The 14920-nt window shown below is 67.4% G+C and carries 15 protein-coding genes and 2 tRNA genes; 10 read left to right on the forward strand and 7 right to left on the reverse strand.

Features of this window, described 5'->3' with window-relative positions; translation table 11 throughout:
* Positions 1-158 precede the first annotated feature (158 nt).
* On the reverse strand, positions 159-431 hold the full coding sequence (locus CAL29_RS09315; protein WP_094852588.1) for a type B 50S ribosomal protein L31: 273 nt from the start codon (positions 429-431) through the stop codon (positions 159-161).
* Between the two features lie 189 nt (positions 432-620).
* Positions 621-1340: a RadC family protein gene (gene radC / locus CAL29_RS09320; protein WP_094852589.1), complete on the reverse strand. Its 720-nt coding sequence runs from the start codon at positions 1338-1340 to the stop codon at positions 621-623.
* A gap of 177 nt (positions 1341-1517) precedes the next feature.
* On the opposite strand from radC, the gene CAL29_RS09325 reads away from it, so the two are divergent.
* Entirely contained in the window at positions 1518-1994 is a 477-nt protein-coding gene (locus CAL29_RS09325) for an FKBP-type peptidyl-prolyl cis-trans isomerase (protein ID WP_094852590.1), read from the forward strand.
* Positions 1994-2965 carry a 4-hydroxy-3-methylbut-2-enyl diphosphate reductase gene (gene ispH, locus CAL29_RS09330; protein WP_094852591.1) on the forward strand — a complete coding sequence of 324 codons (972 nt, stop codon included), beginning with the start codon at positions 1994-1996 and terminating at the stop codon, positions 2963-2965. The genes CAL29_RS09325 and ispH overlap by 1 nt, the downstream gene beginning before the upstream one ends.
* Positions 2966-3023: 58 nt before the next feature.
* Here the strand turns inward: ispH and garD are convergent, their stop codons facing one another.
* Together garD and CAL29_RS09340 are read right to left on the reverse strand one after the other, a co-directional pair.
* Positions 3024-4577, reverse strand: a complete 1554-nt coding sequence (gene garD, locus CAL29_RS09335) for a galactarate dehydratase (RefSeq protein ID WP_256977275.1) — start codon at positions 4575-4577, stop codon at positions 3024-3026.
* A 228-nt stretch (positions 4578-4805) separates the two neighbouring features.
* Positions 4806-5558, reverse strand: coding sequence for a GntR family transcriptional regulator (locus CAL29_RS09340; RefSeq protein ID WP_094852593.1), 753 nt, complete (start codon positions 5556-5558; stop codon positions 4806-4808).
* A 297-nt stretch (positions 5559-5855) separates the two neighbouring features.
* Here CAL29_RS09340 and CAL29_RS09345 point away from each other — a divergent pair.
* Positions 5856-5931: transfer RNA gene (locus CAL29_RS09345), tRNA-Thr, on the forward strand.
* An 81-nt stretch (positions 5932-6012) separates the two neighbouring features.
* Here CAL29_RS09345 and CAL29_RS09350 read toward each other — a convergent pair.
* A complete protein-coding gene (locus tag CAL29_RS09350; protein WP_094852594.1) occupies positions 6013-6462 on the reverse strand; it encodes a helix-turn-helix domain-containing protein in 450 nt (149 codons plus the stop codon).
* Positions 6463-6843: 381 nt separating this feature from the next.
* On the opposite strand from CAL29_RS09350, the gene CAL29_RS31290 reads away from it, so the two are divergent.
* On the forward strand, positions 6844-7062 hold the full coding sequence (locus CAL29_RS31290; RefSeq protein WP_179283953.1) for a hypothetical protein: 219 nt from the start codon (positions 6844-6846) through the stop codon (positions 7060-7062).
* 8 nt (positions 7063-7070) lie between these two features.
* On the opposite strand, the gene CAL29_RS09355 is transcribed toward CAL29_RS31290, so the two are convergent.
* A tRNA-Asn gene (locus CAL29_RS09355) sits at positions 7071-7146 on the reverse strand.
* Positions 7147-7437: 291 nt separating this feature from the next.
* Here CAL29_RS09355 and CAL29_RS09360 point away from each other — a divergent pair.
* Positions 7438-8583 carry an acyl-CoA dehydrogenase family protein gene (locus CAL29_RS09360; protein WP_094852595.1) on the forward strand — a complete coding sequence of 382 codons (1146 nt, stop codon included), beginning with the start codon at positions 7438-7440 and terminating at the stop codon, positions 8581-8583.
* An 11-nt stretch (positions 8584-8594) separates the two neighbouring features.
* Positions 8595-9626, forward strand: a complete 1032-nt coding sequence (locus CAL29_RS09365) for an acyl-CoA dehydrogenase family protein (RefSeq protein ID WP_256977277.1) — start codon at positions 8595-8597, stop codon at positions 9624-9626.
* Positions 9627-9746: 120 nt separating this feature from the next.
* Here CAL29_RS09365 and CAL29_RS09370 read toward each other — a convergent pair whose 3' ends face one another.
* Positions 9747-10649 carry a LysR family transcriptional regulator gene (locus CAL29_RS09370; protein ID WP_256977278.1) on the reverse strand — a complete coding sequence of 301 codons (903 nt, stop codon included), beginning with the start codon at positions 10647-10649 and terminating at the stop codon, positions 9747-9749.
* A 254-nt stretch (positions 10650-10903) separates the two neighbouring features.
* Between CAL29_RS09370 and CAL29_RS09375 the strand changes: the two genes are divergently transcribed.
* From CAL29_RS09375 to CAL29_RS09390, 4 genes are all read left to right on the forward strand, one after another.
* Positions 10904-11962 (forward strand): alcohol dehydrogenase, encoded by a 1059-nt coding sequence (locus CAL29_RS09375; protein ID WP_094852597.1) that lies wholly within the window; start codon positions 10904-10906, stop codon positions 11960-11962.
* Positions 11963-12141: 179 nt separating this feature from the next.
* Positions 12142-13344 (forward strand): CaiB/BaiF CoA transferase family protein, encoded by a 1203-nt coding sequence (locus CAL29_RS09380; RefSeq protein WP_094852598.1) that lies wholly within the window; start codon positions 12142-12144, stop codon positions 13342-13344.
* A 16-nt stretch (positions 13345-13360) separates the two neighbouring features.
* Positions 13361-13825: a MaoC family dehydratase gene (locus CAL29_RS09385; RefSeq protein ID WP_094852599.1), complete on the forward strand. Its 465-nt coding sequence runs from the start codon at positions 13361-13363 to the stop codon at positions 13823-13825.
* A 107-nt stretch (positions 13826-13932) separates the two neighbouring features.
* On the forward strand, positions 13933-14913 hold the full coding sequence (locus CAL29_RS09390; RefSeq protein WP_094852600.1) for a Bug family tripartite tricarboxylate transporter substrate binding protein: 981 nt from the start codon (positions 13933-13935) through the stop codon (positions 14911-14913).
* Positions 14914-14920 lie beyond the last annotated feature (7 nt).

Here is a 14920-nt window from a genome sequence, read left to right on the forward strand (position 1 = left end):
ACGGACCCCCAAGTCGTGACGACCGGTGTCCGGCCCGCCGGCTTTACGCCGCGCGGCTCGCCCCATTCGCCGTCCGCCGGGCTTTCCTTGCGCTCCCGGCGGCGCGGCGATAAAAAAAGCAGCCCGCAGGCTGCTTTTTTGCGCGTGCGCCTTGCCTATCAGGCAGCAGCGCCGGGCTTGGCGGCGCCGGTGGTGCGGGCGAAACGGGCGCGGAACTTTTCCACGCGGCCGGTTTCGACGATGCGGGTTTGCGCGCCGGTGTAGAACGGGTGCGAATCCGACGTCACGTCGCACTTGAACAGCGGGTAGGTCTTGCCATCGAGGTCGATGGTTTCACGGGTGCCGATGGTCGAGCGGGTGATGATCTTCTTGCCGGTCTGGACGTCCAGGAACACCACTTCGCGGTATTCGGGGTGCGTGTTTTCTTTCATTTTCTTCCTCAGGGGTTGGGCGGGTCGCCAGCCGGCGCGGGTGCTTTGCGCTTGCCTGCCGTCGCTTGCCTGCCATCATTTCGGTGGCGTCATCTCGGTGGCGTCATCTCGGTGGCGGGGACGGCAAGAGGCCACGTATCCAAAAAGTAACTCACGATTCTAGCCCGGATCGCGGACACAGGGCAAGCGCTATCCGAGCTTGCCGTGTTCCGCCAGCGACATCACCGCGCCGCCGGCCACGATCAGGTGGTCCAGCAGGTGGATTTCCACCAGGGCCAGGGCGCGGCGGACGTGGCGGGTCAGGCGCAGGTCCGCCTCGGAGGGTTCGGCGCGGCCGGACGGGTGATTATGGGCCAGGATGAGCGCGGCTGCATGGTGCCGGAGGGCGTCGCGCACGATCTCGCGCGGATAGACGGCGGTCTTGGTGAGCGTGCCGCGCGACACCTCGCCGGTGGCGATCAGGCGCAGGCCGGTATCCAGGTAGAGGGCCAGGCAGTGTTCGACCTTCTGGTGGCCCAGCAGCGTCACGCAATATTGCTTGACGCGGTCGGGCTGGTCCAGCGCGCGCCCGTGCGCCAGTTCCTCGTGGATGGCGCGGCGTGCCAGTTCGAGCACGCTGAGGACCTGGCAGGTCTTGGCGGGGCCCAGCCCCGGGGTGGCCCGCAGGGTTTCGGGCGCCGCCGCCAGCAGGCCGCGCAGGCCGCCGTAGTGGTGGATGATCTGCTGGGCCAGCGCCATGACCGGCCGGCCGGGCAGGCCGGTGCGCAGCACCACGGCCAGCAGTTCGGCGTCGTTGAGCGCCGCGGGGCCCTCGCGCAGCAGCCGTTCGCGGGGCTGGTGGGCGGATTGTTCGTCGGGCTGTCCGGTGGACGTGGCCGAGGGTTGGGCAGGCGATATGTCGGGTGGCATTTCGGATGTCTGATGAGGATCCTGATGGCAGGAAGTGCGGTAGCGAGGAGAAGGAGGAGGCGGCAGGAAGGCAAAGCGGCTCGCGGCCGGAAAAAGCATCGGAAAAGCATCGGAAAAAGCATTTCGAAGAAAGCTTTAAAATCACTGTTTTGCTTTCCGCCTTAACGGTGACAGACCTTGAGCGCCGCAGCCGACTCCACGCAAGTTTTTGTCCGTCCGGACTCCTACCTGACCCTGCACTACCGCATCGTGCTGGCGTCCGGCCCGGCCGAGGGTTCCACCTTCGCTGATACCTTCAGCGGCCGGCCCGCCACCCTGCAGATGGGCATGGGCCAGTGGGCGCCCGGCATGGAGGCCGCGCTGCTGGGCCAGCCCGAGGGCAGCGTCTTCAGCACCACGCTGGCGCCGGCCGAGGCCTACGGCGACCGCAACCCGGACCTGATCCAGCGCGTCACGCGCGCCATGCTGGCCGAGCACGCGGGCGCCGACGCCACCTTCGAACCGGGCGACCTGGTCGAATTCAAGGCCCCTAACGGCGGCCGCTATTCGGGCATCCTCAAGAGCCTGGACGACACCGGCGCGGTGTTCGACTTCAACCATCCCCTGGCCGGCACGGCCCTGCGCCTGGACGTCGAAATCCTGGGGGTGTTGTGATGCGCGCCGCCGTCACGGTCACCGCCTTGGACGCCGAAGTCCTGCTGGCGCAGCCGCGCGGCTTTTGCGCGGGCGTGGATCGCGCCATCGACATCGTCGAGCGCGCGCTGGAGCTGCACGGCGCGCCCATCTACGTGCGTCACGAGATCGTCCACAACCGCTATGTGGTGGAAGACTTGCGCGGCAAGGGGGCGATCTTCATCGACGAACTCGACGACGCGCCGGCGGGCGGCATCGTGGTGTTTTCCGCCCACGGCGTTTCCAAGGCCGTGCGCGCCGAGGCCGAGGCGCGCGGCCTGCGCGTCTTCGACGCCACGTGTCCGCTGGTCACCAAGGTCCACGTGGAAGTCGCGCGCATGCGCAGCGCGGGCCGCGAAGTGGTGATGATCGGGCACAAGGGCCATCCCGAAGTCGAGGGCACGCTGGGCCAGGCGGCGGGCGGCATGCATCTGGTGGAGACGGTCGAGGACGTCGCGGCCCTGTCGGTCGCGGACCCGGAGAACCTGGCCTACGTGACGCAGACGACGCTGTCGGTCGATGATGCCGCGGCGGTGGCGGGGGCCCTGAAGGCGCGCTTCCCCAATATCGTCGAACCGCGCAAGAGCGACATCTGCTACGCCACCCAGAACCGCCAGGACGCCGTCAAGGTGCTGGCGCCGGAATGCGACCTGGTGCTGGTCGTGGGCAGCCCCAACAGTTCGAATTCGAACCGCCTGCGCGAAGTGGCCGAACGCAAGGGCGTGGCCGCCTATCTCGTGGACGGCGCCGCCTCCATCGAGCCGGCCTGGCTGGAAGGGCGCAAGCGCATCGGCATCACGGCCGGCGCCTCGGCGCCCGAGGTGCTGGTGCGGCAGGTCATCGACCGCGTCAAGGAACTGGGCGCGGTGTCGGTGCGCACCATGCCCGGCCTGGAGGAAAGCGTCGCCTTTCCGCTGCCCAAGGAACTGTCGCGCAAGCTGACGGCGGAGTGATCGGGCGAGTAATCCTAGCCGGCCGGGTGGCCGGCTGAGAGATCGGCCTGGCTGGTGCTCAGGTCACCGGCGCCGGGTTGAACAGCGCCAGCGCGTTGTGCAGGCCCAGGGCTTCGGCGCGCGACTTCTTGCGGCCGCTGGCGACGTCCAGCATGTAGTGGAACAGCTCCCAGCCGACGTCGGCGATCGTGGCCTTGCCGGTGGCGATGCTGCCGGCGTTCACGTCCATCAGGTCGAACCAGCGCCGCGCCAGGTCGTCGCGCGTCGCCACCTTGATGACCGGCACCTCGGCCAGGCCATAGGGCGTGCCGCGGCCGGTCGTGAAGATGTGCAGGTTCATGCCGGCGGCCAGTTGCAGCGTGCCGCAGATGAAATCGCTGGCGGGCGTCGCGGTGTAGATCAGGCCCTTGGTCTTGAGCTTTTCTCCGGGCGCGAGCACGCCGGAAATCGCGGAGTGCCCCGATTTCGCGATCGAGCCCATGGCCTTCTCGACGATATTGGACAGGCCGCCTTTCTTGTTGCCGGGCGAGGTGTTGGCGCTGCGGTCCGCCATGCCGCGTTGCAGGTAGCGGTCGTACCAGTCCATCTCGCGGATCAGCGCTTCGGCCACTTCCGGCGTGGCGGCGCGCGCCGTGAGCTGGGCGATGCCGTCGCGGACTTCCGTATTCTCCGAGAACATCACCGTGCCGCCGGCGCGCACCAGCAGGTCGCTGGCGAAGCCGACCGCGGGATTGGCCGTGACGCCGGAGAAGGCGTCGCTGCCGCCGCACTGCACGCCGACCACCAGGTCCGAGACCGGACAGGTGACGCGGCGCCGCTGGTTCAGCGTTTCCAGATGGCGTTCGGCCGTCTGCATGATGTGCGTCACCATGGACTCGAAGCCGACGTGGGCCTCGTCCTGCAGCGTGACGGTGTCGACGCGGTTGCCGCGGTCGAGCAGGGGGATGCTGCCCGGCGGCAGGAGGCGGTCGGGCTGCAGTTTTTCGCAGCCCAGGCTGACCATCATCGCCGTTCCGCCGAAATTGGGGTTCTGGCTGATGTTGCGCAGGGTGCGGATGGGAATGATGGCGTCGGGCGCGTCGATGGCGACGCCGCAGCCGTAGGTGTGCTCGATGCCCACCACGCCATCGACGTTCGGATAGCGCGGCAGCAGCTCGGCGCGGATGCGCCTGACCGCATGTTCGACCACGCCCGAGACGCATTGCACCGTGGTCGTGATGGCCAGGATGTTGCGGGTTCCCACCGAACCGTCGGCATTGCGATAGCCTTCGAAGGTATAGCCTTCCAGCGGCGGCGCGGGCGGCGGCACGCGCGTGGAGATGGGCAGGTCCGCCAGGCCGGGGGCGGCGGGCATGGTGGTCACGCGTTCGTTGACCCAGCTTCCGCGCGGCAGTTCCTGCGCGGCATAGCCGATGGTCACGTGGTAGCGGACGATGGCGTCGCCGGGAGCGAGATCGCGCAGCGCGACCTTGTGGCCTTGCGGCACGTGCTCGCGCAGGACCAGGCCGTCGGGAAATTCGGTGCCGGCGGGCAGGCCGCCGTCATTGACGACGATGGCCACGTTGTCGTCGTCGTGGATGCGGATATAGACGGGGGCGGGCTTGGCTTGCATGGGGACCTGCGTCTCCTGGGCGGTTCTCGATATGTTTGTCATCGTACAACTTGAAGCCGGGTAGAGAGCATAGGCTTCGTGCTGACGCCACACAATATAAACCGATTACGCCCGCGATGCTTGTAAAAAAATGGGGTGGCGGAGAAGCTTTAAGTTATACGACAACGTACAACTTGAGAAACTCGCGCATAGGGGCGCCTGGCCATGGCCGGCGCGCCTCGCGCGTTCTCAGTTGTTCGTCACGTGCTCCTGGCCCAGATATTCATAGGCCTCGGTGTTCACGTGCGAGATGCGCCATTCCACCGGCATGCGGTGATAGGAATAGGCGACCCGGCGTATCTGCAGCAGCGGTTCGCCTTCCGCCACGCCCAGCCATTGGGCCTGGGCCGCGTCGGCCAAGCCGGTGCGCAGGCGTTCGTCGGTGCCGATGACGTTCACGCCGAAGGCATCCTGGTACAGGCTGTACAGCGTGCTGGGGCGGTCGCGCAACTGTTGCTCGGTCAGGCCGGGGAACAGGGCTTCGGGCAGGCAGATGTCGTCGACCATGACGACGTCGCCGTTGAGCGACAGCACGTTGTTGAATTCGAAGACGTGCGCGCCGCTGGCAAGGCCCAGCTTCTCACGCACCAGGGCCGTCGCGCGGGCGCGGCGAAAGCGCATCAGTTGCGTGGTGGGATAGGCCTTCTTGCCATCCTGGCGCACGACGCGGAAGAATTTGAAAAAATGCGGGTTGCGGGTATGCACCGCGACGTAGGTGCCGCGGCCCTGGTGGCGCACCAGGATATTCTCCGCCGCCAATTCGTCGATGGCCTTGCGCAAGGTGCCTATCGATACGCCGAAACGTTCCGCCAGCGCTTTCTCCGGCGGGATGGCGTCTCCCTGCTTCCATTCGCCATGCGCCAGCGCCGTCAGCAAGGCATGCTTGATCTGTTCATACAAAGGGCTGCCCAGCGGCATGACGAGAGGAGACAGGCTATTCATACAACACGTTCCGGAATCAGTGCGGGATTGTACCGCAAGAGGGCGGTTAGTTATATATATCATATGAATGAATATGCCGGCGCCTGGATATAAGGCCGCGCGACGCCCTGGTTTTTTCCTCGAGCATCGTTGCCCCGTTTCGTCGGATAAATTTGCCGAAAGAGTGACGCAAGCAAATTTGTTGTGCTATAGTTGCGGGCTCCTGACGAACGGTGCCTGGCAGCGATGCCAGAACGGTCGGGTCGGCGGGACGGATCGGAAGTTGGTTATTTTTCCAGCGCAACGAGTCCAGGTTTCGCCGCTTTAGCTCAGTTGGTAGAGCAGTTCATTCGTAATGAAAAGGTCGCCAGTTCGAATCCGGCAAGCGGCACCAGAAAAGTGAGAAGGGCCACCCAAGCGGGTGGCCCTTTTTGCTTTTGCTTTATTGTTTTTGCCTTTTGCTTTTATTCCCGCTTCATTCCAGCGGAGGCCGGCCAGAGGCGGGTGGCGCGGCCTGGGCGGTGTCGATGTGGCTGGACAGGGCATAGCCCTGTCCGCGGACCGCGTGCAAGGGCAGGTCGACGCCGTCGGCGACCGCCTTCTTGCGCAGGCGGCTGATCATCACCGACAGGGCGGCGGTGTTGTAGTGGTTCGATTCCAGCGTGTCGTTGATGGTCTCGACCAGTTCGTCGCGCCGCATCTGGCGTGTCGGATGGCGGGCCAGGGCCAGCAGAAGGGCTCTTTCGGCATTGCCCAATTGCAGCTTGCGGCCATCGGGCGTGACCAGGATCCAACCTTCTTCCGAAAGCCGCCAGCCGGTTTCTTGATGCGGTTCCAGATGCTGTCGCAGGTGCTCGAGCGCGCTATTGATCATGCGCAGGCCGGCGTTGAGCTGGACGACCGTGGCGCGTAAATCAGGACTCATACTCGTACTCAAAAAAGACAGAAGAAGTTGCTGCGATCACCGCCAGCTTGGAAGCGCCAGGCCGGTATGTTACTTGTTAAATACAAAGTCTGTATCCCATTTCGCATGACTGGCCGAGGTAAAAGGCAAAACGCCACGATCCTGATTCTGATTAAATCAAAAAAACAACGCGCGGCATGAACGCGGCGCGCGGGAAGAATCGGGGGCGTGACTATCGCGATGGACGCGCCATCGAACCGCACGGCCGGCATCGTCGCGACACGGCGCGCGCGGGAATGTCTTCGTGACGAGACGCCGGCTCCATGTGCGCGGGGCGTCGATCAGATTGCCGGCACGCCGAAACGGGCGTGCGCGGACGCTGGAAAAATCCGACGCGGATAAATGCTGCCGCAGTCAGTAATGTTAGTACCAAGCGTCAAAAATCAAAAACAAAAATCAAAAAGCCTCGACGCCGCGTGGCCGGGGCCGCTTGCTGTTTCTCCCGGAGAGGGCGTTTTTGTCATGGAGTTGCCCGGCAGCAAAAAGCCGCCTTGCGGCGGCTTTCTTCAGAAAAGCAAAAACCGCCTTGCGGCGGTTTCTGTTGTCGGTACTACGCTTTAGTGCGGTTTTGGCTCCCCGAGCTGGGCTCGAACCAGCGACCTGCGGATTAACAGTCCGTCGCTCTACCGACTGAGCTATCGGGGACCGGCGCTAAAGAAGCAAGACTATAGCACGTATTTTTTAGAGGGTGCAAGCGGGCCTGCGACTTTTTTCGATAAGGCAGCAAAATTTTTTCCGTGCGGCCCTGTTTTGCTCAGATTTTGCGCATGTTTCTGCCGAACTTGCGCAAGACTTGCTCAAGGTTGGAACGGCGAAGCGCGCGCCCTGCTCCCAATATCGCCCGTATATCGCCCCTGACAGAAAAAGTATTGGACGCTGTCCGGCGCGGCGACGGATAGTCGGGCCTGTCGTCACCTCCAATCCCACGCCCACTTCATGATCGAGTTCCTTCCGCCGGTCAGCATTCCCCCACAGGACCTGGCCCTGCGCCAGGAAATCCGCGCCTTCCTGGACGACGCGCTGGCCGGCTTCGCGCCGGACCTGCGCGCGCGTTCCTGGATGGGCTATGACGCCGACTTCAGCCGGGCGCTGGCGCGGCGAGGCTGGCTGGGCCTGACGCTGCCGCGCGCCTATGGCGGCGCCGAGCGCGGCCATTTCGCCCGCTTCGTGCTGTCCGAGGAATTGCTGGCGGCGGGCGCGCCGGTGTCCGCGCACTGGATCGCCGACCGCCAGAGCGCGCCCCTGATCCTCAAGTACGGCACCGAGGCGCAGCGCCGGTTCTACCTGCCGCGCATCTGCCGCGCCGAGGCTTTCTTCTGCATCGGCATGAGCGAGCCGGACGCCGGTTCGGACCTGGCCAGCATACGGACGCGCGCGCGGCCCGACGGCGCGGGATGGATACTGGACGGCGCCAAGATATGGACCACCAATGCCCAGCACGCGCACTACATGATCGCGCTGGCGCGCACCAGCGGCACGCCGGAGGACCGCCATGCCGGCCTGTCGCAGGTGATCATCGACCTGAAGGCGCCGGGGGTGACCGTGCGGCCCATCGTCGACGTGGCGGGCGACGCGCATTTCTGCGAGGTGTTCTTCGACCAGGTCCGCCTGGGGCCCGACGCCCTGATCGGGACCGAGGGCGACGGCTGGGCGCAGGTGAACGCCGAACTGGCGTTCGAGCGCAGCGGTCCGGAGCGCCTGTATTCCAGCATGGCGCTGGTGCAATGCTGGCTGGAGCGCTGCCGCGCCGTTCGCGATCCCGCGCACCACGCATTGACGGGACGCATCCTGGCGCAATTGGCGACCCTGCGTTCCATGTCGCTGTCCATCGCCGGGCGCCTTGCGCGCGGCGAAAGCCCGGCCGTCGAAGCAGCCCTGGTCAAGGACCTCGGCACCGAGCTGGAGCAACGCATTCCCGCACTCATCGGCGATGCGCTCGGCGCCGCGTCCGGGCCGCCCATCGACGACGCGCTGTGGCGGACCCTGGCTTATCTCGACCGGATGAGCCCCACCTTTTCATTGCGCGGCGGCACCCGCGAGATACTGCGCGGCATCATCGCCCGCGGCCTGGACATGCGCTGAGGAGAATCGCCTTGCATTACGCCAGTTTCCACGACGAAGCCGATATGCTCGGCGCCGCGTCCGAACGACTGTTCGCGGACACCTGCGCGCCCGCGGTATCGCGGCGGGCGCGGGCGGGGGAGCGGCCCGCCGCCGCCTGGGACGCCTACGCGCGGAGCGGCGCGCTGGACGCGCTGCTGCCCGAGGCGGCCGGCGGCGCCGGCCTGGGCCTGGGCGACGTGGCGTCCACCTTCCTCGCGGCCGGCTATCACGCGGCGCCCTTTCCCGCGGCGGATACGGTGCTGGCGCGCGCCTGGCTGGCCGGCATCGGCGCGACGCCGCCGCCGGGGGCGATCACGATCGCTCCCCAGGGATGGCGGCGCGACGGCGACGTCCTGCGCGGCGCGCGCGTGCCGTGGCTGTGCGTCGCCGATCATGTCCTGGCGTCGGTGGACGGCCAGGCCTGCCTGCTGCCGGTGTCCAAGGCCGATATCGCGCCCACGGCCCCGCATGGCGTCTTGAGCGCCAGCGCGGGCTGGGCGATGCGCGACGCGCAGATGCTTTCCGCCGAGGGGGCGCCCGCCCTGGACACGCTGGCCGCCTGCGGCTATGCCGGCATCGCGGCGGGCGCCATGGTTCGCGTGCTGCATCTCAGTCTTGCCTACGCCGGCGAGCGGCGCCAGTTCGGCAAGCAGATCGGCCGTTTCCAGGCCATCCAGCAGCAACTGGCGGTCATGGCGGAACAGGTCTGGGCCGCGCGCGGCGCCGCGGACCTCGTGCTGACGGGGCCGCTCGCCTGCCCGCGTCCCGAGGCGGCGGCGCTGGCGTGGGGCCGCATCTGCGAGGCCATCGTTCCCGTGTGCGATATCGCCCATGCCGTGCATGGGGCGATCGGCATCACGGAGGAACACGACCTGGGCCTGTACACCGGCAGCTTGCGCGAGTGGCGGCTGGCCCTGGGGAGCGAGTCCGCCTGGTACGCGCGGGTCGGCGCGGAGGCGTTGGCCAGCGATCTGCCGGCCCTGGACCTCGTGCGCCGGTTATGCGGCGAAGCGCTGGCCTGACAGAGGGATGACGCGGGTGAGCGATGTCGGTGACGACGGTGATGTCTGTGACGCCAGTAAGGTCAGTAACGACGGTGACTTGATGACATTGTCGATGGCCTTGGCGACGGCGCTCCCGCCTTACGCCGCCACCGCGGACTCGCCCGGCGCCAGGCAGTCGCGCAGCCGCAGCACGGCGGCGTTCGCGCCTTCGCGATGCGTGACCAGCGACAGCGCCAGCGCGCCGTGCGCGCGCGGGTCGGTCAAGGGCACGAAGACGACGTGCGGCGTCGTGTAGACGCGGGCCACGCCGGGCACCAGCGCCACGCCCATGCCGCTGGCCACCAGGCTGACCACGGTCTGCACCTGGATCGCTTCCTGGCCGATGCGCGGCGAAAAACCCGCGCTGCGGCATAGCTCCTGGGTCACGCCGTGCAAGCCCGGCACCATCTTGGGCGAGTAGACGACGAAGGTTTCCCCGCGCGCGGCGCACAGGGGCACGGATTCGCCTCGCGCCAGGGGATGGCCGCGCGGCGCCGCCAGGATCAGGTCGTCGCGCTCCAGCACCCAGCTCGACAGCAAGGGATCCTCCGCCGTGGGGCCGCGGACCAGGGCGGCGTCGATTTCGCCGCTGCGCAGCAAGGCCAGCAGGCCCACCGTGCTGTCTTCCCGCAATTCCAGGTCGACCTCGGGACAGGCGGCGCGGAAGGCGGGCAGCAGCCGGGGCAGCAGGGTGTAGGTGGCCGACCCCACGAAGCCCAGCCGCAGCGTGCCCCATTCTCCCAGGCCGACGCGGCGCGCGGCCTGGCGCGCCTGGTCGGCGTGATAGAGCGCCCGCCGCGCGTCCGTGACCAGGGCCTGGCCGGCGGGCGTGAGCGTGACGCCGCGCGTGCCGCGTTCGAGCAATTGCACGCCGACGAGATGCTCCAGTTTCTGTATCGACACCGACAGCGCCGGCTGGGCGATGTGCAGCACCTCGGCGGCGCGGCGATAGCTGCCGAGCTCGGCGATGGTGACCAACTGACGCAACTGACGCAAATCCATGACCATTATCAAATCCCGTATCATCCAATACGAAACGCTTCGGACCGCACGCAAGCGCCCACCTTAGCATGGGGCGCGAGGGCCAACCCGGCGGGCTGCCGGCCAGGGTCTTCGCGCCGTCGGCCGATGGCGGAGGCCCGCGAGCGCGCAAGGCGTCCATGCAAGCTAGCCACGCAAGAAAGCCAGGAAAGCAATCCACGAAAGCAAGCCACGCAAGTCATCCTTCGGGTCCTAAAACAAGAACGGAGAAAGCCATGAAATGCTATTGCGTCGTCGATTTCCATCAACCGCTGCAGGCGCGCGAGGTGGCCATGCCGGAAGCGCGCGATGCCGAGGTGCTGCTGAAGGTGCGGGCCGCCGGCGTGTGCCACAGCGACATCCATTTGTGGGAGGGCGGCTATGACCTCGGGCAAGGCAAGCGGCTGTCGCTCAAGGATCGCGGCGTCACGCTGCCCCTGACCTTGGGCCACGAGACGGTCGGCACGCCGCACGCGGCGGGACCGCGGGCCACGCAAGTCCAGGCCGGGCGCAACTATCTGGTCTACCCGTGGATAGGCTGCGGCGCGTGTCCGGCATGCGAGGCGGGGCGCGAGAACCATTGCGCGGCGCCGCGCTCCCTCGGCGTCTACCGTCCCGGCGGCTACGCGGAATACCTGCTGGTGCCCGACGCCCGCTACCTGATCGACATCGGCGACCTGGATCCCGCCACCGTCGCGCCGTACGCGTGCTCGGGCTTGACCACCTATTCGGCCTTGCGCCAGATCGGCCCCGACATCTATCGCGACCATCCCATCGTCATCTTCGGCGCCGGCGGCCTCGGCTTGATGGCCGTGGAGATCCTGCGCGCCCTGGGCGGCAAGGGCGCCATCGTGGTGGACATCGACCCTGTCAAGCGCGAAGCGGCGCTGGCCGCGGGCGCGCTGGCCGCCATCGACGGCAGCGCGCCCGATGCGGTCCGGCGGATCCTCGATGCCAATGGCGGCAAGCCCGTGCAGGCGGCCCTGGACCTGGTCGGCGCGCCGCCGACGACCGGCACGGCCTTCGATGCGTTGGCCAAGGGCGGCAAGCTGGTCATCGTGGGCCTGTTCGGCGGCGGCGCGACGTGGTCGCTGGCGCTCATCCCCATGAAGGCGATTTCCATCGTCGGCAGCTATGTGGGCAATCTGCAGGAGCTGGGCGAGCTGATGGCGCTGGTGCGCGAGGGCAAGGTCAAGCCGATTCCGGTGCACCGCTATCCGATGGAAGAGGCCGACGCGGTGCTGGCGTCGCTGGTGGCCGGCAAGGTCGTCGGGCGCGCGGTGCTGACGGCCTGAGCGGCCGGGCCGCAGGGGCCGTCCAGGCAAGCCGGGTCGCTTCGACGGCCCGGGCGTATCGGACCGCGCGGGCGGCCCGGGACGTCCCGGGCCGTCCAGCATCGCCATAAGCATGTGGTATCGCGCCATACCAAAGCCGTATTAGACGCGCGGGCGCGGCGTCTTTAGGATGGTCCGCCATGAAACCCGCTCACTCCCCGCAACAGGCTGCGCTCGGCGGCATACGCATCCTCGACCTGACGACCGTGGTCTTCGGCCCTTACGCCTCGCAGGTGCTGGCGGACTACGGCGCCGACGTCGTCAAGATCGAGGCGCCCGGCGGCGACTCCACCCGCAATACCGGGCCGTCGCGCGAAGCGGGACTGGCCGCCATCTTCCTGGGCATCAACCGCAACAAGCGCAGCGTGGTGCTGGACCTGAAGCAGCCGGCCGCGCGCGAGGCCCTGCTGGCGCTGGTCGACGGCGCCGACGTGCTGATGCACAGCATGCGGCCGTCCAAGATGGCCAAGCTGGGCCTGGATCCCGCCACCCTGTGCGCGCGCAATCCGCGGCTGGTGTACGCGGGGCTGTACGGTTTCGGCGCTGGCGGGGCCTATGACGGCCGGCCGGCGTACGACGACATCATCCAGGGACTGTCCGGCGTGGCCGACCTGATGCGGCGCCAGACCGGCGCGCCGCAATACCTGCCCACCATCGCCGCGGACAAGACCTGCGGGCTGGTGGCCGCGCACGCCATCCTGGCGGCGCTGTTCCAGCGCGAGCGCACGGGCCGCGGGCAGGCGCTGGAAGTGCCGATGTACGAATCCATGGCTTCCTTCGTGATGGTGGAGCACCTGTACGGCGGGCATCTGTCCTCGGCCCCCGGGGCCATGGGCTATCCGCGCGTGCTGACGCAATGGCGCCGTCCCTATGCCACCGCCGACGGCCATATCTGCATGATGCCCTACACCGATTCCCACTGGCAGCGCTTCTTCACGCACAGCGGGCGCGAGGACCTGGCCGCGGATCCGCGTTTCGCCGACATCGCGGCGCGCACGCGGCACATCGACACCTTGTACGCGCTTACCGGCGAGATCGTGGCGGGGCGCGACACCGCGCATTGGCTGGCGTTGTGCCGGCAGCTCGAAATCCCGGCCGCGCCGATCAACCGCCTCGAAGACCTGCCGGACGATCCGCACCTGCGCAGCGTGGGCCTTTTCGTGGACGTCGACGACGGCCATGGACAGGCCTACCGCTACGTCCGCAGCCCCGTTCGCCTGGCCGACAGCAAGGTGGCGCCGGCGATGGCGCCGCGCCTCGGCGAACATACCCGCGAGGTGCTGCGGGAAGCGGGGCTGAGCGAGGCGGCGATCGCCGAACTGGCTTTACCGATCAACCCTTGAAAAGGACAACGACGTCATGACATCCCAACCGCCGCTGCTGGGCCAGGGCTTCTACTGGCAGGACCTGAAGGAGGGCCAGCGCTTCCATACCTTCCGCCGCACCGTCACCGAGACGGACATCGTCAACTTCATCAGCGTCACCGGCATGCTGGAGGCCATCTTCATCGACACCACGTACGAGCACGGCGCGATGCGCGGGCGGCCGGCGCCGGGCGGCCTGACCTACGGGCTGATCGAAGGGATGCTGATGCAGACCATGGTGCAGGGCACCGGCCTGGCCTTGCTGGAAGTCCACAAGAAGATGCTCGCGCCCGTCGTGGCCGGCGACACCATCTGGGCCGAAGTGGAGGTCACCGGCGTCAAGCCGACGTCCAAGCAGAACCGGGCCGTGGTGACCTCGGCGATCACGGTCCGCAAGCAGGACGGCACCGCCGTCATGGAGTACACGGCCGTGCGCCTGCTGGCGGGCCGGCCCGCCTGAGGGCGGCAAGGCAATCCGATAAAGCAGTCCGATTAAAGCAGTCCGATAAAGCAATCCCACAAAGCAGTTCAACAAAGCAGTCCAATAAATAAAACGAGGAGACAACCATGTTTTTACGTGCAGCATGGGCCGCCGCGACGGCGGCCTGCATCGGCCTGCTGGCGGCCGCCCCCGCCGCCGTGCGGGCGGCCGATTGGCCCCAACGGCCGGTGACCATGGTGGTGCCGTTCCCGGCAGGCGGCCCGACCGACCTGGTGGCGCGCGTGCTCGCCCGCCAATTGACCGGGCAACTGGGGCAGACGGTGGTGGTGGAGAACCGTGGCGGCGCCAACGGCAATATCGGCATGCAACACGTGGCGCAGACGGCGGCGGACGGCTATACGCTGCTGTACAACACCTCGTCCATCGCGCTGAGCCCGAACCTGTACACCAAGCTGGGCTTCGATCCGCAACGCGCTTTCCAGGCCGTGACGTCGACGGCCGTGATTCCCCTGGTGCTGCTGGTGCATCCCTCGGTCCCGGCCAAGGATATCCAGTCCTTCATCGCCTACGCCAAGGCGCAGGGCGGCAAGCTCACCTATGCCTCGGCCAGCACCGGCAACGTCACCCACCTGGGCGCGCTGATGCTGCTGCGCGCCGTCGGCGCCCAGGCCATGCACGTGCCTTACCGCGGCAGCGCGCCCGCCATGACGGACCTGGTGGGCGGGCAGGTGCAGTTCATGACCAATACGCTGAACGATTCCCTGGCCTTCGTGCGCGACGGCAAGCTGCGGGCGCTGGCCGTCACGGGCAGCCAACGCAGCCCCTTGCTGCCGAACGTGCCCACCGTGGCCGAGACCGTCAAGCCGGGCTTCGAGGTGGGCGCCTGGCAGGGCGTCGTCGTTCCCAAGGGCACGCCGCCCGAGATCGTCGCGCGGCTCAATCGCGAGATCCTCAAGGCCTTGCAGACGGACGAAGTGCGCAAGCAACTGGCGGCGCAGGGCGCGCAGGTGCTGGGCAGCACGCCGGAGGCCTACCAGCAGTACATCCGCGACGAGACGCAGCGCTGGGGCGAGGTGATCCGCGAAGCGGGCGTGAAGCTGGACTGACCGGCGC

The organism is Bordetella genomosp. 10 (assembly GCF_002261225.1).
Lineage (GTDB): Bacteria > Pseudomonadota > Gammaproteobacteria > Burkholderiales > Burkholderiaceae_B > Bordetella_C.